Genomic DNA, 20836 nt, shown 5'->3' with positions numbered 1-20836 from the left:
GCGAGAGAAGGGCGAGAAAAGCCCCTCTCCCTGCGGGAGAGGGGTTGGGGTGAGGGTTCGGGGTCGAGGCGTGGCTGCAGGTTTCTCCCCGCACCCTCATCCGGCCCTTCGGGCCACCTTCTCACCCGCAAGGGGACTCCCTGCGGTCGCCGAGGGGAGAAGGGCTTTAAAGGCTCCTCTCGCCGCGTGATCGGGTTCACCCTTTCCGACAACGACCGCACCGCTCATCGGCCAATTCCTACCGCCGGTCGGCTGGGGGCTGGCCGCGCCTCGCGCGATGGGTACATTGCACTCAGGGGTATCAGGGAGAATTCCATGCAAGTCCTGTCGCGTCAGCGAGGCATCTCGTTGATCGAGGTGATGATGGCCGTGCTGATCTTCAGCATCGGCCTGATCGGCCTGGCCAGCCTGATGGTGATGGCCACGCGCTCCAACCACGCCGCTTACGTGCGCACCCAGGTGGTATTCCTCGCCAACAGCATGGCGGCGCGGATGAGTGCCAACCCGATCGGCGTGTGGAACGGCAACTACAACAGCACCACCTATCCGGTCTCCTCCAGCTCGATCGGCTGCGGCTCCGGCTCGGCCTGCGATGCAGCGGAGCTGGCCACCCACGACCAGCGCCTGTGGAGCAGCCAGTTGAAGACCTTCCTGCCCGGCCCGTCGGCCAGCATCGACTGCGGCGGTGTGGGTACCGCCGGCTACGACCCCACCTCGCAGCTGGCCATGCAGCCGCCTTATGGCGGCAGCTGCAAGATGAAAATCACCTGGAACGAGCAGGGCACCGGTGACCAAACCAAGCGTGCCAGCGAGCCACAGTCCTTCTCGTGGGAGTTCCAGCCATGAGCGCGTTCCGCATGCTGCCTCGCCATTCGCGCGGCTTCACCTTGATCGAACTTATGGTGGCGATGGTGCTGGGCCTGCTGGTGGCCGCCGGCATCGTCACCGTGTTCGCCTCCACCTCGAGCAGCAACAAGGCGCAGAACCAGCTGGCGCAGTTGCAGGAGGCGGGGCGCTTCGCAGTGACCCGCATGGGCACCGACCTGCGGATGGCCAACGGACAGTACTGCACCAACACCGGCGGCGTGGCCAAGATCGGCACGGGCGGCAATGCGCTCGATCACATCCGCGCGCCCAAGGTCTACGCCAAGAACCTGATCGGTGCCGCTGGCGCGGTCAGTGGCGCGTTCGGCGACGTCACCACCGCCTGGGGCGCCGGTTCGTATCCGGCTGCACCCGCGGCGCCGTACACGATGCCGTCGTTCCTGTTCATGCGTGGCTACGAGTGCACGCTCACCGCCTGCACGCCGGTCGATCCGAACACCAGCATCAGCACCATCCCGGCGATGGGTACCGCGATCAACAATCGGGTCAAGGGCGCCGACGTGCTCACCGTGCGTTACGTCAACCCTGCCGCCGGCTGGGCCATCGTCCCGGCGGGCGTCACCGGCAGCACCTTGGCCACCAGCAGCAGCGCGGCCACCATCACCTCGATCACGCTGGTCCAGCGTACCGGCGAACCGCCGGTGAGCAATGCCGCCAACGGCGACCTGTTCATGCTGGCGGACTGCTCCAACGCGCAGATCTTCCCGGCCACCGCCAGCAGCGTCGGCGTGATCACCCCCTTGGCCAACACCACCGATGGCTTCGGCACCGGCGCGGCCAACCTGCCGACCGCGCAGGAGCCGGAGTCGGCGCCCAAGGTGTTCGACGTCAACCGTGATTTCCAGACCGTCACGTATTACCTCAAGCTGGTCAGCGTCAACAATGACGGCAACGCACCGTTCACCGGTGCACTGATTCGAAGGGTCAACGGCGGTACGGCCGGCCGCGGCGGCTCGGAGGATGAGCTGGTGCGAGGCGTCGAGCGGCTGGATTTCCGCTACGGCGTGCAGGACAACACCGGCAAGACCAGCTTCCTCACTGCCGCCCAGGTCGACGCCGCCCCCGCGGCAAGTTGCCCACCGGCCGAGTTGAATGCGATCACCGCCACCGGTTGCCTGTGGCGCAGCATCAAGAGCATCGAGGTCAGCCTGCTGATGGACGGCCAGACGCCGCTGTACACGCTCACCGGCAACCAGCTGAATTACCGCTACAGCGCCGACGCAAACACCGGCCTGCTGCCGCCGTCCGGTCATGCCATCAGACCCAGCGACCAGGGCTTCCCCGACCAGTTGCTGCGGCGCGAGTTCAGCGTGCTGGTGCCCGTGCGCAACTACAACCCGTGATGAAAGCGGCGGCGCCCACCGGTGCTGCCGCATGATGTTTTCCTGGAGCCAAGTCATGGCGATGCCGAACAAACCACGATCAATGCGAACCGGCCTGCACGCCCAGCGTGGCGCGGTGCTGGTGGTGGCGCTGATCTTCCTGATTCTGCTGACCATCCTGGCGATCAGCGCCTCCGGCCGCTCGCTGTTGCAGGAGCGCATGGCCGGCGGCCTGCACAACGCGCAGCAGGCGGACATGAGCGCGCTCACCGCGCTGCGCGGGGCCGAGTGGAAGCTGTGGACCAGCACCACCAACGTCACTGCCCATCTCAATTGCGGCACCGGCATCTTCACCGACTGCTACGTCTACGACCCGGCCAACCCGATCGCCAACGTGGTCGACTTCCGCACCAAGCAGGGCTGGGTCACGGCAGGCTCCACCGAGTACAAGGGCTACGGCGGTTCGGTCGACTACACCGGCGCCACGACGGGCGATCTCGCGCAGAACCCGCGCTACATCATCGAGGACCTTGGCGTGGAGCTGCCGCCGGGGGTCAGCGGCGGCCTGCATGAATCCGGGGCCACCGGCAGTTCCGGCACCGGCACCGCCAGTTCCAGTCGGCACATTTATCGCATCACCGCGCGCGCCACGGGCGGCAGCGCCAACACCGTGCGCGTGATGGAAAGCACCTTCGCGGCCAAGAGCAACTGAGTCGGAGTATTCAAGCCATGTCTAGTCGTCGGTTTCTTCCCGGACGCATGTCGTCGGCGCTGATGGGCGCCGTGCTCACCGCCGTGGGTGGCCTTTCCGCACCGGCCCCGGTGCCCGCGACGCTGTCGGTGATGGCGCTGGTCGCCGCCGGCAGCAGCTTCGTTTCCGCACCCGCTTCCGCGGCCACGGCGGTGACGAGCGGCATCGTGGAGCTCAGCCCCACGCCGCCCAACGTGACCCAGGCGGTGCCGCCGAACATCGTGGTGACGTTCGATGATTCGGGGTCGATGGCCAGCAACTACATGGGCGACAACCGGCCGTTCGATGGTGGCAGCTGGAGCGGGCCGTGGCGCTGCGCCGGCGTGATCGATCCGCGCATCACGTCCAGCAGCGACGTCCGTTCCAAGGCCATGAACGGTGTGTACTACAACCCGAACGTCGTGTATTCGCCGCCAGTGAAGGCAAACGGATCGTTGTTCCCGAATGCGGACAAGACGTTGGCTGCGGTGTGGCTGGACGGCGTTGGCGTCAACCGACCGTATTCGCCGGTCACGGCCGACACTTACTCCAGCTATCGCAACAATCCCAATGGCACGACCGATCCCACCGGCCTGACTGATCTGACCGGCACGATCAATTACAAGACCAATACCATTATCTTCGTCAAGTTCGGCGACAGTACTGCTTGTCCTGCAAATGCCGACGCGGGTTCCTGTCAGGTGACGAATTCGGCCACCAGTTCCGGCGGCACCAACCGTTTCTGGATAAGCAACTACACCACCTCGGGCAGCGGTATCGGAGCGGTCTATTCGGGCAGCAGCCTGAAAACCCGACTCAGCAGTGGTGGGGGTTACGACCGGATAGACGGCGACAAGACCAGCGCCACGGCAACTTTCGCGAAATGGACGGTCACCACGACTGATACCTCGAGCGTCGTCAGCGACAATCGCTGGAAGTGCGGTTATGGCAGCTCGCCGATGGACGGCAGCAGCGCTGACTCCGATGGCAACACCTATCCGAACGGCGGCCCGTACTACTACCGCTACAAGTCCACGGCGCCCACCATCACGGTCGATACTTTCGGCAACCCGGACAGCGCCGGTCGCGGCAACCTCTACAGCAGCGCCAACTGGGAGGCCGTGGCCGTCCCCAACACGACCGTCACCATCAATGGTCAGTCGGTCAACCAGTGGCAGAACTTCGCCAATTGGTATGCGTACTACCGCACGCGCAACCTGATGACGAAAACCGCGCTGTCGCGCGTATTCGGCTCGCTCGGTGCAACCACGGCCACCGGCGGCTTCGGCAACAGCATTCGCGCCGCGTGGCAGAACATCAACGATGGCACGTTCAAGCTGCCCAGCAGCGCGATCATCACCAGCTTGATCGATGCGTCCGGATGCGATGCGAGTTCGACGACAACCTCCAGTCCTTCGGCCATCCAGCAATCCGGCGCGATCAAGACTCCGCCCGATTGCTACCGCAGCGCATTCTTCAACTGGATGTTCCAGACCGACGCCAGCGGCGGTACGCCCAACCGCGCTTCGACCATTCGCGCCGGCAAGTTCTTCCAGCGTGGCAATGGCAATACCGGCGGCACCGGCAACCTCCAGGATCCGTACTGGGATCCGCCCAAGACCAGCGGAGCCGACGGCCTGGAGCTGGTGTGCCGGCAGAACTACCACATGCTGGTGACTGACGGTTACTGGAACGAGGGCGATCCAACTCTGCCCACCCCGTTCCAGACGTCGCAGTCGGCCGTCTCGGGCAATTTGCCTGACGGCACCGCCTATCCTGCCAATACCGCCGAGTCTCGCGTGTACTGGGACGTGCAGGGCAGCGTCTACACCTCATCGCTGGCCAATATCGCGTTCAACTACTGGGCGACCAATTTGCGCCCCGACCTGTACAAGCCATCCCAGGGCAAGATCGTGCCGCCGTACATGCCCGACACCACCACGGGCGTGGTCACCGGCGCCACCTCGCCGGCCCTGGAGAAGTATTTCAACCCGAAGAACGATCCCGCCAACTGGCCGCACCTGGTGCAGTACATGGTGACCCTGGGCGTACCCGGCAACCTGACCCATTCGACCGACGCCGACTGCACGGATGCCAACAACGATCTATGCCGTTTGCGGCGCGGGCAGACCAACTCCAGCGGAAGTACGGGTTGGCCGCGGCCGATCAACAACGATCCTGCAGCGATCGACGACACCTGGCACGCCGCCGTCAACAGCCGCGGCGCCTACTTCAACGCGGCCAACCCGCAGAACCTGGTCGACCAGCTGACCAACATCCTGACCAACATCAGCGCACGCAACGTGCCGGCGACCACCAGTGCGCTGAACACCAGCGTGCTGGTGCAGGGTGCGATCGGCTTCACCTCGGGCTACAGTTCCGGCGACTGGACGGGTGTATTCCAGGCCATCACGGCGAACGTCGACGGCACCGTGGCGGGCCTGCAGTGGGATGCGGGCGTGATCCTCACTGACGCGACGAAAACGCCGCCGGCCAACCGGCAGATCCTCAGCGCCAAGGAGAAGGCGGATGGGTCGTTCGATGGCGGCACCGCTTTTCGCACCTTCACCGGCCTGGACAACCTGACCGCCAGCACGGGCAGCAGCTATCTGAGCGCGCAGGCCCTGCTCAGCGGCCTGCCGGCCAGCACCGGCAGCACGGACACGGGCCAGGCCCGGCTGGATTACCTGCGCGGTTCGAGGGCGCTGGAGAGCACTGTCTACCGCACGCGCAGCAGCCTGCTCGGCGCCATCATCAACTCGCAGGCCCTGTACGTGGGGGCGCCGTCCAGCGGCTACCACAGCGGCTGGCCGGCGGGCTCGCCCGAGGCCACCGCGATGGCCAACGACAACACCACCTGCGTCGTGACGGCGCCCACCCTGACCACCTGCCACAGCTACGAGGCATTCGCCAAGATCTACCAGGATCGCACGCCCGCAGTGTACGTGGGTGCCAACGACGGCATGTTGCACGCGTTCAACGCCAAGATGGTGCTGGACTCGTCGACGCCACCGGTGGCGGTGCCTGACGCCGACGCGGGCAAGGAGATATTCGCCTACGTGCCGCGCACGGTGTATCCGAACCTGGGCAATCTCACGGCCAGAACCAATTTCAAGTTTGCGCCGACCGTCGATGCCACTCCGGTGACGCGTGACGTGTTCTTTGGCGCCGATACCTCCACCCCGGCCGTGACCACCAAGGGCTGGCATACGTTGCTGGTGGGCGGCTTGCGCCTGGGCGGCCGCGGCGTCTATGCGCTGGACATCACCAATCCCGCCGACGTCACCGAGGCGAATGCCGGGCAGAAGGTTCTGTGGGAGTTCAATGCCGATACGCCGGCGGTGAGCGGCGTGGGCGATCCGGCCGACCTGGGCTACACCTTCGGCCAGCCCAACATCGGCCGCCTGGCCAATGGCAAATGGGTGGTGCTGGTGCCGGGTGGCTATTTCCCCGACTGCAGCAAATCCGATCGTCCCGCGAACTGCGTGACGCTGGCGGCCGCCTCCAAGGGCTACAGCGCGCTGTTCGTGCTGGATGCGCAGACCGGCGCGATGATCCGCGAACTGAAGACGCTGACCACGATCAGCGGTGTCACCAGCGGTGGGTTGTCGTCGGTAGTACTGGGCGACTACAACAACGACCAGATCGACGACGTGGCGTTTGCCGGCGACCTCAACGGCAACCTGTGGCGCTTCGACCTGACCGATCCCAACCCGGCCAACTGGCAGGCGCATGTGACGCTGGCGTTCAAGCCCGCCGTGCAGGGCGACCAGCCGATCACGGTAATGCCGCGACTGTTCCCCGATCCGGCCACCAACCGCTTCATCGTGGTGTTCGGCACCGGCAAGTACCTGGGTGCGGACGACAACACCAGCAACAGCGCCAAGACCCAGTCGATCTACGGCATCCGCGACAAGCTCGACACCAGCGGCAACCCGATCACGGCGGTCAAGGCCGACCTGCAGCAGCAGACGCTGTACGAGGCGCAGTCCGCCAACGGGCTCAACACGCTGCGCGGCCTGACCGACAATTCGCTGACCCTGGCGCAGAACGGGTGGTACATCGACCTGAATCTGTCCACCGCCCCGGGCGAGCGCATGGTGGTCACCGCCGGTGCGTTGTTCAACACCAACCGTGCCATCATCACCACTCTTATCCCGGGCAGCCAGGACCCCTGCAGCGCCACCATCGGCGGTGCGCTGATGGTGCTCAACGCGGCCACCGGTGGCGCGGGTGGCGGCCTGTCCAGCCCGTCCGGTCCGACCGGTGGCTGGAACACAGGGGTAAGTACCGTGGGCGGCCTGGTCAACAATCCGCCTACCGGTGGCTCGGTGCCGGTGGCGTCGGTGATCGGCGGCGGCAAGCTGCTGATCCCTGGCCTGGAGCTGCAGGGCGGCGGCAACCTCAACATCGATGACGCGATCTGGCGTCGACGCTCATGGCGGGAGTTGAACAATGACCTGTGACGGCAAGCCAAGGGGAATGGCGATGGGGCGCATGCGCGGCTTCACCCTGCTCGAACTGATGATCGTGGTAGTGATCATCGCGGTGCTCGCCGCCGTGGCGATCCCGACCTACGGGCGCTACGCGTTCCGCGCGCATCGGGCGGACGGGCAGGAGCTGCTGCTGCGCGTGGCCACGGCGCAGGAGCGCTACTACGCCACGGCCAATGCCTATGGCGGCCTCACGGACATCGGCTTCGATAATCCGGCGATCTCCGAGAAGGGCTTTTACTCGGTGACGGTGGTAGCCAGCTCCTCGTCGCAAGCCTTCGTGGCCACCGCCACGCCGGTCGGCGGGCAGGCCAACGACGTGTGCGGGCCGCTGACGATCGACAACGCGGGCGTGAAGAGGCCCGACCCGGCGTCGGCCTCCTCCAACAGCAACGGCAGCTGCTGGTGATCGCCATGAATGCCATGCCCAACCGCGCGCGCGGCTTCAGCCTGCTGGAGCTGATGATCACGATTACCGTGATGGCGATCCTGCTGGCGATCGCCGTGCCCAGTTTCCGTGACGTGATCCATCGCAACCAGGTCAGCTCGGCCAGCAACGCCTTGCTGGCCAGCGTGAACTACGCGCGCAGCGAAGCGATCACCCGCGGCCAACTGGTGTCGATGTGCCCGGGCGACAAGACCTCGGGCTGCACCTCGGGCGGCACGGTGTACGACCAGGGCTGGATCGTCTACACCTACCCGGCCGGCGCGGCCTCGGCCAACAAGGCCTACGCAGCAGCCAGCTCGATCCTGCTGCGCGCCACCGATCCGCAGACCAACGTGTCGATCCAGGCCAAGAGCGGCACCATCGTCACCTTCGGCCAACAGGGCCAGCTCAAGCCGAGCACGCCACTGGTGTTCGCCACCTGCTACCGCAGCGGCAGCAGCGGTGCCGGCACCATCACCGCCAAGGTGCCCGGCGTCCAGCTCGATGTGAACGGCTCGGGCAGCGTCACCACGAAATCGCTGACGACCGGGAGTTGCACGCCGAGCTGAGCCGGCCCAGGCATTGAACATGGCGCCGTCGCGGATTCCGCGCCGGCGCTTTTTTTTGACACGAGTGTCATCGAAGTCCCTGCGGCCGAGGCTCATCTCCAACAGTCCTGCGGTTCACGCTCAAGGCGATTGGCAGCGAGCGGTGTCGAGTTGCGAGGCGGCGAGGCGCTCACGTAGATCGCCTGGCGCGCGAGATGGCGGTGTAAACCAATTCGCGCGTGAGGATGCGGTTGTCTTCGTCGGGCGGCAATTCAGGCGGATGGGAACGCCTTCGATTCTGCATTTTGCGCGGGAAAACGCCCCTTCTCCGGGGCGTGTTCGGTCCCTGCGCCCTCCCGGGCTTTATGCCACGGCTTGCAGGCGCTGCACGGTCGGCTGCTTCCGTTGCTCGGCCAGCGACAGCTCGTAGTTGGCCTGCAGCGTCATCCAGAACCGGGCGGTACTCACGCCGGCGCGCTCCAGCCTGATCGCCAGATCCGGGCTGATCCCGGCACGGCCGTTGATGACGCGCGACAACGTGGTGCGGGACATCCCGAGCCGGTGTGCGGCATCAGTGACTTCGATGCCGAGCGGCAGCAGCACGTCTTCGCGCAGAAGCTCTCCGGGGTGCGGGTGATTCTTCATCATGGCCATGACCTCTTTCAGTGGTAGTCCTGATAGTCGACCAGCTCCACGTCGGTGCCGACAAACCGGAACGTGACACGCCAGTTGCCATTGACCCACACGGACCAGTGGCCTTTCAGTGCCCCTTTGAGTGGATGGAGTTTGTAACCAGGCTGGTTCAGTTCAGCCTGTGACGTGGCTGCGTCGAGCGCCGCCAGAATGCGACCGAGCTTGGGAACGTGCGCAGCCTGCACTCCACGAGCAGAACCTGTCCGGTACAGGGTTTCAAGTCCCTTGTGGCGGAAGCCGATTATCATGGCTCAAGTGTAGCGTGTGGCGATACACGCTGCAATGAAGGTCACATTCTTTACGGCGAACGGATGGCAGCATGCTCCGCCCTCCAGGTGCGTTTCCTGCCTTCGCGGGAATGACGGTGGGGAAGGATCGATGGTCGGGGCGACAACGGGATGACGAAGGGGCGGCAAGGAGGCTGCAAAGGGGGAGTGGCGGCAGGGAAGGGCCGCCGTGTGGCGGTCAGCCGGCGAGGTGCGCGGGGTCGTCGCGATCGCCGCCATCCTGCGCCAACCGCTCGGCCAGGCCGGAGTGGCGGCGGGTACGGCGCGCCACCGCGTCAGCGATGATCGCTTCGCTGCCGAGCAGGCTGAACCAGCGGCGGGCGCGGGTGATGCCGGTGTAGAGCAGTTCGCGGGTCAGCACCGGGTTCATGGCTGCAGGCAGCACCAGGGCGGCATGCTCGAACTCGGAGCCTTGTGATTTGTGCACGGTGAGCGCGTAGGCCGTTTCCACTTCGGGCAGGCGCGAGGGAGCGACCAGACGCAGGCGCGTGCCGCCGCCTGCTGCCGCGGCGAGGAAGGCCACCGCCAGCCGGCTGCCGCCACCGGCGACAGGCAGCCGCAGGCACAGCCCGATGTCGCCGTTCATCAGGCCCAGCGCGTAGTCGTTGCGGGTGACCATCACCGGGCGACCTTCGTACCAGCCGCTGCTGGCGTCGATCAATCCCTGCGCGTGCAGCGCTTCGGCGACGAGCTGGTTGAGCTTGTCCACACCATGCGGTCCGTGGCGCAGCGCGCACAGCAACTGAAATCGATTGAACGCCTGCAGGGCGCTGGTGGCCCAGTCCGCGTGGGCGTCGTCACCGGCGTCGGTGGCCGGGCGGCAGGAGTGCAAGGTATCGAGGTAGTGGCGGTAGCCGCAGGCGCCGCCGGGCGCCGCGGTGCCATGGATGACGAGCGCTTGCAGCGTGCCGACGTCGGCAGCGGGCAGCCAGGCGAGGTCGTCGCAAGGTGCGCCCAGCAGCGCCAATGTGGCGGCCGCATCACCCATGTTCACGTCCTGTGCCAGCCGGCCGATGCCGCTGGCGGCGCTGAAGCGATGGCTCACGCGCAGCATGGCGATGTGTTGATCCAGCGGCTGTGCATCGGCCTGCACGAAGTCGCCGATGTCGTCGCCGCTGGTGGCCGCGATCCACCGTGCGGTGGTGGCATCGTAATGACCACCGTCGGCACGCCGGCACAGGTCGCCCAGTACCGCGCCGGCCTCCACCGAGGCGAGCTGGTCCTTGTCGCCCAGCAGGATCAGCCGCGCCGACGCGGGCAGCGCGTCGAGCACGGCGGCCATCATGTCCAGGTCAATCATCGACGCCTCGTCGATCACGAGTACGTCCAGCGGCAGCGGGTTGGTGCGGTCGTGGCGGAAGCGCCGGGTATCGGGGCGGGCGCCCAGCAGGCGATGCAAGGTGGCCACCTCGGCGGGCACGGTGGCGCGCACGGCGTCGTCCACATCCAGTCGGGCGAGCTGAGCGCTGATCGATGCATTGAGCCGCGCCGCCGCCTTGCCGGTGGGTGCGGCGAGGCGGATGCGCAGCGCCGGCGCCTGTGCGCGCCATTGCAGGGTCTGCAGCAGCCCGAGCAGGCGCACCACGGTGGTGGTCTTGCCGGTACCGGGGCCACCGGTGATCACGCCGAAGCCGCTGCGCGCGGCCAGCGCACAGGCGATGCGCGGCCAGTCGAGTGTGTCGCCGGCAGCGGTCGGGAACAGTCGCGCCAGTTCCTCGGCCAGGTACGGCGAGGGCGGTTCCGCGCGCGCCACGCGGTCCAGGATGCCCTTCGCCACCTCGCGCTCGTGGTTCCAGTAACGGCGCAGGTAGAGTCGCCCGCCGTCGAGGACCAGCGGCGCACTGGCCGGTTCGCCACCGTCGCCGGCGGCGAGCAGCGAAGACGCGGGCGGGTCGTCGCGCAGCGTGTCGGCCAGTGCACGCCAGTCATCGGGCCAGTCCTGTTCGTTGGCCAGCGCGTCGAGTCCGGCGAGGTCGAGGCAGAGATGACCGTCGGCCAGTTGCCGGCTGAGCACCGCGGCCAGCCAGGCGAGTGCGGGTGCGATGTTCGGTTCCCGTTCGATCAGGAAGCGCGCGAAGGCCACGTCCAGCGGGCGCAGGCGCTGCTGTTGCAATGCGTGGTCGAGCAACGAGGAGAGCATGTCATGCCGCATGCGTGGTGCCCCCCGAGGCGAAGAGCTGGTCGAGGGCGTCGACCAGGGCGAACGGCAGCCGTTCGCGATGCACGCCGCGACCGCTGCCATCCACCCCGCGCAGGTAGAGGTAGAGCACGCCGCCCATGTGGGTGTCGTAGTCGTAGTCGGGCAGGCGCGCCCTGAGCTGGCGATGCAGCGCCAGTGTGTAGATGGCGTACTGCAGTTCGTAACGGCTCTGCAGCACCGAGGTGCGCATGGCTTGATCGGTGTACGCGGCGGCGTCCTTGCCGAGGTAGTTGGATTTGTAGTCGGCCACGTACCAGCGGCCCTCATGCTCGAACACCAGGTCGATGAAGCCCTTGAGCATGCCGTTGACGAGGTTGGGCGCCAGTGCGGGACGTGGTGCGCCATCCAGCGTGTGCGCGGTGACGAGGCGATCCAGCGCCTGCGCCTGCACGAGATTGGCCTCGAACCAGAACTCCAGTTCGGCTCGGTAATGCAGCGGATCGGCAAGCGCGGTCAGCGCCATGTGGGTGCCGCCAGGCAGCGGCAATGGCGTGCGCAGCAGCGCGGGCAGCCAGGCGGTGAGCGGTTCGATCCAGTGCTTCCAGCCGCGTGCCTGGCAGCGGCGGGCGAGGGTGTCGCGCAGCAGCGGCGACGGTGCGGCGGCGCGGGCGAAACCTTCCTCGGCGCAGTGCTCCAGCAGCTCGTGCAGGAACGTGCCGGGCGCGGCGCCACGCTCGAAGCCGTGAATGCCCGGCGCGGATGCGGAGGCCTCGATGTCGGCTTCCGTCTGCACGGCTTCGGCCAGCGTGGCCTGGCTCGCGGTTTCCGGTGCGGCGTGCGGTGCGGTTTCGTCGTGCCGGGCCAGTGCGCTGTAGCTGGCGATCCACCACGGCGTGTGCGCGGGCAGCGTGCACTGGCGCGCGGGGCGTGGCTGGCTGGTGTTGTCCTCGGGCTGGTAGCGCCGGGTTCCCGCGGCTTCGGGAAGGGTGACGAGCTGGATGGCGGACTGGCCCCGGGTCAGCGTTTGCAGCGTGGGCATCAGCTCGCCGGCCTCGATGATGTTGCCGCCGGCCAGCACGTAGCCGAAGGCGGATTTGTGCAGGCCGGAATCCTTCTTTGCGCCGTCCTTGAGGCAGCCCACGCCCAGCCAGCACAGATAGCGGCCGCGGGTGAGTGCGACGTAGAGCAGGCGCAGGTCTTCCTGCAGGCGCGCGATCTCGGCGGCTTGCCAGGCGTCATTGCCGGGGCGCAGGTCGAAGTGCGCCACGGCGTGTTCGTCGTGCCAGAGCAGCGGTTTCCTGCCGTCGGTTTCCCTGTAACCGCAGACAAAGGGCAGCAGCACCACCGGGTACTCCAGGCCCTTGGATTTGTGGATGGTCACCACCTTGATCAGGGCGGCTTCGCTTTCCAGTCGCACGATCTGTTCTTCGGGTGCCTCGCCACCGGCGGGGTTGGCAATCTGCGCGGCGAGGTGGCGGATCAGCGCGTGTTCGCCGTCCAACCCGGTAGCGGCTTGTTGCAGCAGCTCGGCCAGGTGCAGCAGATTGGTGAGCGCACGCTCGCCGCCATCGCGTGCGAGCAGGCGCGCGGGCACGCCGAAGCGGTGCAGCAGTTCGTGCAGCATGGCCAGCACGCCATGGCGTCGCCACAACGCATGCAGCTGGCGGAAGTGCTCGCCGCAGCCTTCCCAATGGGCCTCGTCGGTGTTCAGGCGATCCAGCTCGGCCAGGCTCTGGCCCATCATCGGCGTGGCCAGCGCGGTGCGCATGGCGCGGTCGTTGCCGGGGTTGGCACAGGCGGCGAGCCAGGTTTGCAGCTCCTTGGCCTCGCCGCTGGCGTAGACCGATTGCTTGTCCGAGAGGTACACGTGGGCGAGGCCGCGCGCGTGCAGCGCCGCGCGCATCGCGGCGGCATCGTTCCTGTCACGCACCAGAATGGCGATGTCGCCGGGTCGCAACGGCGTGAGCCGGCCCTCCTCGCCGACGAAGCCGCAGCGGCCTTGCCGCGCGGCGGTGAGCCATTCCACCAGCTGCGCGGCGGCGTGGGCGGCAAGCGTCTCGCGATAGTCGCCGGCGCCGATGGTGGTGGCGGACGTCTGGACGGCCATTTGCATGGCCGGCAGGTCGGCGCCGTCGAGTTGAAACCGATCCTTGCGGCCCCTGGCGTTCACCGCGACGAAGGGAAGCTTTGCGCCGAAGCCGAAGGCGCCCGTGACGCGCCCGTTCGTGGCGTGCTGGTCGGCGAACTCGAAAACGTGGTTGACCGCCTTCACCAGCGCATCGGTGGAGCGGTAGTTGGTGTCCAGCGTCCAGTGCGGGCTGGCGGCCTTGTCGCGCGCGGCGAGATAGGTGTGGATGTCGGCGCCGCGAAAGCCGTAGATCGCCTGCTTGGGGTCGCCGATCAGCAGCAGCGCCTTGCCTTCGGCGCCGTGGAAGACGCGCTGCAAGATGCGCCACTGCAGCGGGTCGGTGTCCTGGAACTCGTCCACCAGCGCCACCGGGTATTGCGTGGCGATCAGGCGCGCGAGGGTATCGCCGGTAGCTCCGCGCAGGGCGGCATCCAGGCGCTTGAGCATGTCGTCGTAGCCGAGCAAGGCCTGCTTGCGGCGGGCCTGGTCCGTACGCTTCGCCACCCGGGGCGCGGCATGCGCGAGCAGCAGTGGCGGCAGCGACGCGGCCTGCCGGCGCGCGGCCAGCAGATGCTCGACCGCCGCAAAGGCGTCATGCGTGGGCGGCTGCTTGCCGGCCATCGTGCGCTCGGCGAAATAGGCCGGCGTGAAGCGCTCCAGCGTGGCGTCGTCGAGCGCGTTGCCCTGTGCCCAATCGAACATGCTGGCGAGATGGCCGGGCAAGCCACGGGCTTGCAGTCGGCGGCCGTCGAACACTTTGGTTTGCGAGGCCACGAGAAGCAGCGCTTCAATGGCATCGGCGTGCTGCAGCCACAGGCTTCGCGCCCGCATCTCGGCGGTGTGCAGGGCCTTGGCCTGCGCGGTCAGCAGGTCGCCGGGATCGCGCAAGGCAATCAGCGGCTGGCCGTCCAATTGCAGACGCTCGACGTGGGGCAGCAGCGGCTTCAGCGCGGCCTGCAGCGCGTCGGGCGTATCCCACGACTGCGCGTACAGCGCGGCAGCTTCGATGCCCAGCGTCAGCACATGGCCGCGCCAGTAGTCGCGCACGGCTTCGGCGAGCAGGTCCGCCTCGTCGGCCACGGCATCTGCGCTGGCCGTCTCGCCACTGGCGAAAGCGTGCTGGGTGAGCATGCGCTGGCACCAGCCGTGAATGGTGAACACGGCGGCCTCGTCCATCCATTGCGCGGCGAGTTCCAGCTGGCGCGCGGCGCGGGCGCGCGGTTCGGCGCCGGGGTATCCGGCGATCAGCTCGCGCAGGAAATCATCCGGCGCGGCCTGGTCGCGGAAGGCGGCGGCAGCTTCGGCCAGGCGCGTGCGGATGCGCTCGCGCAGCTCGGCGGTGGCGGCCTTGGTGAATGTCATCACCAGGATCTGCGCGGGCAGTAGCGGCGCGCCCCCGCCGTGGCCAAGCACCAGGCGCAGGTACAGCGCGGCGATGGTCCAGGTCTTGCCGGTGCCGGCGCTGGCTTCGATCAGCTGGGTGCCGGTCAGCGGCAGGCGCAACGGGTTCAGGGCTTGCGCGGCGCTCATGCGGTTTCTTCCATGACGCATGCGGCGTCCAGCAGGGGGCGGTACAGGTGCAGCCAGCGTTCGAAGCCGGCGTCGTGCAGGGTGGCGAAGTCGGGCCAGCGGCGGGCGAGGGCGGGTTCCTCGTCCACCTCGCCGTGGCCGTGCGGGCCATCGCTGTGGTCGTAGACCCTGCTGGCATGGACGAAGGGATCTTTCTGCTTGTCGGGGTCGGCCCCCTGGTTCGCGGCCTCGACCTGCAGCCAGGCGAAGGCGCTCTTGCGCACGATCGGCAGTGGCGTGGTCATGCCGGTGGCAAAGGCGGCGAGCAGGTCGTCGAGGTGGTGCTTTGCGGTGGCGACGTCCAGCGGCAGCAACTGCACCAGTGCGTCCGGTGCCACGATGCAGGTGGTGGCGGGCAGTGCGTTGGCGTTCGCCAGCAGGTGCGCGACCCAGTGGGCGAGCAGCTTGTCGTGGCGCAGCGCCTTCTTGTCCACGAGCTTGCTGGCCGTGGCGATGAGGCGGGTGAGATTGCCGTGCTCATCCTCGCGCAGGTCGTCCAGGCCGTCTTCCACGATCAGGCCGTGCGCGGTGGCGCGCAGCAGGCAGGTGTTGCCGGTGCGCGGGTAGTGCGCGTCCAGTGCCTGCCAGCGCGTGGCGACGCGCTCGACGGCGGCTTCCATCGGCTCCAGCGTCAGCGCGCCGAAGCTGCCCGGCGGCAGCGCACCTTGCTCGTGCAGGCGTTGCATGGCTGGTGCCACCGCGTCGTGGCCGTCATGGATGGCGGTGCGCAGCAGGGCGTCGGTGAACTGGTGGTTCTCCAGATGATCCAGCGCGAAGGGCTCGTTGTCCGTGTCGACCTCATCGTCGCCGGCAAAGTGCACCCCGAGGCGTTCGGCATAGAACACCTTGGCGGGCGACTTGAGGAAGCGCTGCAGCAGGGCGAGGTTCAACGGCGTTTCGCGCTGCCAGGGCTGGAGCGGGGCGTCGCCGCCGGCCGGTGCGACCTGGCGTGCGCGCTGCCATTCGCCGGCATAGGTGAACAGTCGCGCATCGCTGGCGGTATCGAAATAGCTGGGACTGAAGGCTTGCAGCGGGTACTCGGTGGTGAGGGACAAAAGGGGGTCGGAGTCACTTTTCGTGGCGGCCGACGCTGGCGAGCGGTCATCGGAAAAGTCACTCTGCCCCTCTATTTTCCACCCCGCGGCGAGGTAGTCGCGCAATTGCCCCACCAGCACCGACGGCGGCAGCTCGCTGTTGTCGCGAGCGCTCTTGCCCACCCAGCTCACGTACAGTGCGTCGCGGGCGGCGAGCAGGGCTTCGAGGAAAAGGTAGCGATCGTCTTCGCGGCGGGAGCGGTCACCGGGGCGTGACTGGCCGGGCGTGGCCATCAGGTCGAAATCCGGCGCGTTGGCGCGGCGCGGGTAGGCATCGTCGTTCATGCCGAGCAGGCACACCACGCGGAAGGGAATGGCGCGCATCGGCATCAGGGTGGCAAAGCTCACCGCGCCGCCGAGGAAGCGTTGCGAAAGATGGCTTTCGTCCACCGCGCCCAGCCAGTATTCACGCACGACGGCAAGTGGCAGGGCGTGGCCGAAGCCCGCCTCAAGGCAGGTTTGCTCCCATGTTTCCAGCGCATCGGCCAGACGTTGCAGCAGGATGGCGTCGCCGTCGTCGCGGCCGGCATCGAAGAACGCCGCGAGCAGGCCGCGCAGGCGATCGCCCCACGCCGCGGGCGTGGCCGGGGTGGCGAGCAGGCGGCCGTAGTGGTCGAGCTGATCCAGCAGTTGCACCAGCGGGCCGACCAGGGCGGCGTCCAGGCCGGCCACTTCGCCGTAGGGGGCAATGCCGTCCAGTGATTCGCCATCGCCCACCGCGTAGCCCAGCAGCATGCGGCGCAGACCGAAGCGCCAGCTGTTCTGTTCCTCCGGCGGCAGGCCCAGGTTTTGCTTTTGCGGGCCGTCAAGGCCCCAGCGGATGCCGGTGCCTTCGATCCAGCGGCGCAACACGGGCAGGCCGGCCTCATCCAGCTGAAAACGGCAGCGCAGTGCGGGCGTGTCCAGCAGGTCGAAAATGTCGCCCGCGGCGTAGCGTGATTCGGGCAGGCGCAGCAGTTGTTCCAGCGCCACCAGCAGCGGCGCGGTGCCGCGCGCGGGGCGGTCGGCGATGCTGCAGGGCATGTGGCGCGGGTCGTTCGGCGGCAGGCGGCCGAACACGGCCTGGATGTGCGGTGCGTAGGCGGCGATGTCGGGCACCATCACCATCACGTCGCGCGGCGCCAGCGGCTTGCCCTCGCGCTCGGCCTGCTCGAACCGGGCGAGCAGGTTGTCGTGCAGGATCTCCACTTCGCGCTGCGGGTTGTGCGCAACGTGGAAGCGCAGCGAGTCGTCGCCGGCGATCAGCTGCCGGCGTTGCGCGGGGTGGGCGGGCAGCGGCTCCAGGTCGAGGATCGCCTGCTGCACCTGGTGCAGCAGGGTGTCCGTGCCCGGATCGTCGAACAGGTCGATGTCGCGGCCCAGTGCGGCGAAGCGTGCGCGGTACGCGGCCGGCGCATCGAAGCTGTCCAGCAGGCGGATGTAGTCACGGCCCTGCTTGCCCCAGGCGGCCAGCAGCGGGTTGGCGTGCTGGTGCAGGTCTTCGAAGCGCGGTTCGGGCGGCAGGCCGGGCTTGCCGGCGTGGCGGCGCTGCGCCGCCTTGAGCAGCTCGCGATCCTCGATGATGTCGGCCCAGTAGTGGCGACACGGGTTGGCCACCACCAGCAGTACCTGGCTGAAACGGGCCAGCGCGGTGAGCGCCTCCAGGGTCTGCTGCGGCAGGGAGGAGATGCCGAACACCACGATGCGCCGCGGCAGCGCCGCCGGCCGTTCGGCTGCGGTGGCGAGGCGCTCGACGAAGCTGCGATGCACGGCGGCGCGATGCTGCCGGCGTTCGGCGGGACCGACGTCGTCCAGCAGCAGGCGCCACAATCGCGGTTGCCAGCGATGGCTGGCCTCGATGGATGTGCGCCGGCCACGCAGGTCGTCGCGCAGCACGTCGTCGCCGTGTTCCCAGTCGTCCAGCCAGTCCGCGCGATAGACCTGGTACTGGTCGAACAGGTCGGCAACCTGGGCGGCGAGCTGGTACTGGCGCAAGCCGTCGGCTTCGGCGTGCCCGGCCAGCAGGTAATCGCGCAACGGGCCGAAGTCGGGGTCGTCCACGTGCTGCGGAATCAGCCGCAGCAGCCGCCAGGTCAGCCGCGACTTGTCGAACGGCGAGGTGGAGGCCACTGCCTCGCGGCCCAGCACCGCGCGATAGGCGGTCCACAGGAACCGCCCGGGCAACTGCATGTCGATCGCCGCGCTGATGCCCAGCCCGCCATCCGCCGGTGCGCGGGCCAGCGCCAGCTTCAGCCACTGCGCGATGCCGTTGCTCTGCACCAGCATCAGCTCGTCTTCCAGCGGCCGCAGCGGCGTGCCTGCCAGCCAGGCGGCGAGCAGATCGCGCAGGTCTTCCAGGCGGTTGCCGTGCAGCACCATCAGGCCCGCTTCGATCGAACTCCCGGCAGAGATCGTGGCGGTGCTCACCGGGGGCGTGGCTCGTGTGCGCTCATGCGGCGATTGTCTCCAAGTGGAGCGGCATTGTCGCCCGTCCGGGTCTCGACGCCTGCGACGGGTGGGCCGTGTCGATCCGCGGCACGCTGGTTCGTCGGTGAAGTGAAGCCGGCGCACGGTGATCCGGCCCCACGGGAGACACTTGCGATGCGATGCATGGTGATAGTCAAGGCCACCGCCGAATCGGAAGCCGGCGTGATGCCGAGCCAGGAGTTGCTGGCTGCGATGGGCAAGTTCAACGAGGAGCTGGTCAAGGCCGGCGTGATGCTTGCCGGCGAAGGGTTGGCGCCCAGCGCGCGCGGTGCACGGGTGACGTTCTCCGGCAGGCAGCGCCATGTCGTCGACGGGCCGTTCACCGAGACCAAGGAGCTGGTCGCCGGCTTCTGGCTGTGGCAGGTGAAATCGCTCGACGAGGCGATCGCCTGGGTGCGGCGTTGCCCCAATCCGATGGAGGGCGAGTCGGTGATCGAGATCCGCCCGGTGTTCGAGGCGGAGGATTTCGGCGAGGCGTTCACGCCCGAGCTGCGCGAGCAGGAAGCCCGCCTGCGCGCGCAACTGGGCCACGAGTAGGGCGGGTACCGCCCGCCAGCGCGACGGGCGGCAGCCCCCACCAACGGCGCTTGCGCCCGCCGCGGACCGGTGCTGTGATCGGCGGTCATGAGCATGACCGACACCCATCGCACCATCGACGCGGTCTGGCGCATCGAATCGGCCCGGCTGATCGCCGGCCTCGCGCGGATGCTGCGCGATGTCGGGCTGGCCGAGGAACTGGCGCAGGACGCGCTGGTGACGGCGCTGGAACAGTGGCCGCAAACCGGCGTGCCGGACAACCCCGGCGCCTGGCTGATGACCACCGCCAAGCGCCGTGCCATCGATCGCCTGCGCCGGCACAAGCTGGTCGAACGCAAGCACGAGCAACTTGTGCACGAATGGGATCGCGAACACGAATCCGCCGAGGCCGTCGCCGAACGCACGCTGGACGACCCGTTCGGCGACGATCTGCTGCGGCTGATCTTCACCGCCTGCCACCCGTTGCTCTCGATGGAGGCACGAGTGGCGCTGACCCTGCGCCTGCTCGGCGGGCTGGGCACGGACGAGATCGCGCGCGCCTTCCTGGTGCCGGAGGCAACGATTGCCCAGCGCATCGTGCGGGCCAAGCGCAGCCTGGCCAAGTCGGACGTGGCCTACGAAGTGCCGCGCGGCGACAAGCTGGCTGAGCGGCTGGCCGCCGTGCTCGGGGTGATCTACCTGATCTTCAACGAGGGCTATGCGGCCACCACCGGCGACGACTGGATGCGCCCGGGCCTGTGCGAGGACGCGCTGCGCCTGGGCCGCGTGCTGGCCGGGTTGATGCCGCGCGAGCCGGAGGTGCATGGGCTGGTGGCGTTGATGGAGATCCAGGCCTCGCGCGCCCGCGCGCGCACCGATGCGCGCGGCGAGCCGATCCTGCTGCTCGACCAGGACCGCGCGCTGTGGGATCGCCTGCTGATCGGCCGTGGGCTCGCCGCGCTGGAACAGGCGCGCCGGTTGGGCGGCGAGCTGGGCCCGTACGCCCTGCAGGCGGCGGTGGCGGCCTGCCACGCGCGCGCCGCCACGGCCGCGGAAACCGACTGGTCGCGGATCGCCGCGCTGTACGCCGTGCTGGCCCGGGTCGCGCCCTCGCCGGTGGTGGAGCTCAACCGCGCGGTGGCGGTGGGCATGGCCAGCGGTGCGGCCGAGGGCCTGGCCCTGGTCGATGCGCTGGGCGACGAGCCGAGCCTGCGCCATTACCACCTGCTGCCCGCCGTGCGCGGCGATCTGCTGGCGCGGCTGGGGCGCGGCGAGGAGGCGAGCCGGGAGTTCGAGCGCGCCGCCACGCTGACCCGCAACCGTCGCGAGCAGGCCATGATGCGCGAGCGGGCGCGTGCCTGCCGGTAGCGGCGCTGATCGGCCCGTTCTGACCCAAACGGCATGGATTTCCCCGGCCGCTGTCCGGCGGCATGGCGCGGGAATGCGGGCGATGCCTGCAGGCAAGGGGTTTCCGTGGTGCGGTTGCGGTGGCGTGGAACTTGCTTCTACTGCGCCGTGAACCAGTTTCCGGCGGGCTC

At 68.1% G+C, this 20836-nt stretch carries 13 protein-coding genes; 8 read left to right on the top strand and 5 right to left on the bottom strand.

From position 1 onward, the window contains the following. Nucleotides 1-315 precede the first annotated feature (315 nt). From pilV to ACVCMC_RS07475, 6 genes are all read left to right on the top strand, one after another. Entirely contained in the window at nucleotides 316-846 is a 531-nt protein-coding gene (pilV, locus tag ACVCMC_RS07500; protein ID WP_447099238.1) for a type IV pilus modification protein PilV, read from the top strand. Beyond that, nucleotides 843-2228: a PilW family protein gene (locus ACVCMC_RS07495; RefSeq protein WP_447099237.1), complete on the top strand. Its 1386-nt coding sequence runs from the start codon at nucleotides 843-845 to the stop codon at nucleotides 2226-2228. The genes pilV and ACVCMC_RS07495 overlap by 4 nt, the downstream gene beginning before the upstream one ends. 82 nt (nucleotides 2229-2310) lie before the next feature. Then, nucleotides 2311-2919, top strand: a complete 609-nt coding sequence (locus ACVCMC_RS07490; RefSeq protein ID WP_447099236.1) for a pilus assembly PilX family protein — start codon at nucleotides 2311-2313, stop codon at nucleotides 2917-2919. 17 nt (nucleotides 2920-2936) lie between these two features. Then, nucleotides 2937-7403, top strand: coding sequence for a pilus assembly protein (locus ACVCMC_RS07485; RefSeq protein WP_447099235.1), 4467 nt, complete (start codon nucleotides 2937-2939; stop codon nucleotides 7401-7403). Between the two features lie 22 nt (nucleotides 7404-7425). Then, nucleotides 7426-7839 (top strand): type IV pilin protein, encoded by a 414-nt coding sequence (locus tag ACVCMC_RS07480; protein WP_447099234.1) that lies wholly within the window; start codon nucleotides 7426-7428, stop codon nucleotides 7837-7839. 5 nt (nucleotides 7840-7844) lie between these two features. Further along, the gene (locus ACVCMC_RS07475; RefSeq protein WP_447099233.1) at nucleotides 7845-8426 is read left to right on the top strand and encodes a GspH/FimT family pseudopilin; all 582 of its coding nucleotides are present in this window, start codon (nucleotides 7845-7847) and stop codon (nucleotides 8424-8426) included. Nucleotides 8427-8768: 342 nt separating this feature from the next. Here the strand turns inward: ACVCMC_RS07475 and ACVCMC_RS07470 are convergent, their stop codons facing one another. The 5 genes from ACVCMC_RS07470 to recC all read right to left on the bottom strand — a co-directional run bounded on the left by ACVCMC_RS07470 (nucleotide 8769) and on the right by recC (nucleotide 18722). Next, nucleotides 8769-9059 carry a HigA family addiction module antitoxin gene (locus tag ACVCMC_RS07470; RefSeq protein WP_447099232.1) on the bottom strand — a complete coding sequence of 97 codons (291 nt, stop codon included), beginning with the start codon at nucleotides 9057-9059 and terminating at the stop codon, nucleotides 8769-8771. A gap of 8 nt (nucleotides 9060-9067) precedes the next feature. Then, on the bottom strand, nucleotides 9068-9346 hold the full coding sequence (locus ACVCMC_RS07465) for a type II toxin-antitoxin system RelE/ParE family toxin (RefSeq protein ID WP_447099231.1): 279 nt from the start codon (nucleotides 9344-9346) through the stop codon (nucleotides 9068-9070). Nucleotides 9347-9563: 217 nt separating this feature from the next. Beyond that, a complete protein-coding gene (gene recD / locus ACVCMC_RS07460) occupies nucleotides 9564-11537 on the bottom strand; it encodes an exodeoxyribonuclease V subunit alpha (protein ID WP_447099230.1) in 1974 nt (657 codons plus the stop codon). After that, a complete protein-coding gene (gene recB, locus ACVCMC_RS07455) occupies nucleotides 11527-15183 on the bottom strand; it encodes an exodeoxyribonuclease V subunit beta (protein WP_447099229.1) in 3657 nt (1218 codons plus the stop codon). Before recB ends, recD begins: the two co-directional genes overlap by 11 nt. Further along, nucleotides 15180-18722, bottom strand: a complete 3543-nt coding sequence (gene recC, locus ACVCMC_RS07450) for an exodeoxyribonuclease V subunit gamma (protein ID WP_447099228.1) — start codon at nucleotides 18720-18722, stop codon at nucleotides 15180-15182. The genes recB and recC overlap by 4 nt, the downstream gene beginning before the upstream one ends. A gap of 174 nt (nucleotides 18723-18896) precedes the next feature. On the opposite strand from recC, the gene ACVCMC_RS07445 reads away from it, so the two are divergent. Together ACVCMC_RS07445 and ACVCMC_RS07440 are read left to right on the top strand one after the other, a co-directional pair. Beyond that, the gene (locus tag ACVCMC_RS07445; RefSeq protein ID WP_447099227.1) at nucleotides 18897-19319 is read left to right on the top strand and encodes a YciI family protein; all 423 of its coding nucleotides are present in this window, start codon (nucleotides 18897-18899) and stop codon (nucleotides 19317-19319) included. An 87-nt stretch (nucleotides 19320-19406) separates the two neighbouring features. After that, entirely contained in the window at nucleotides 19407-20666 is a 1260-nt protein-coding gene (locus ACVCMC_RS07440; protein ID WP_447099226.1) for an RNA polymerase sigma factor, read from the top strand. The last annotated feature ends 170 nt before the right edge of the window (nucleotides 20667-20836 follow it).

Source organism: Rhodanobacter sp. UC4452_H20 (assembly GCF_052978205.1).
This window is presented reverse-complemented; position numbering and strand designations above follow the sequence as displayed.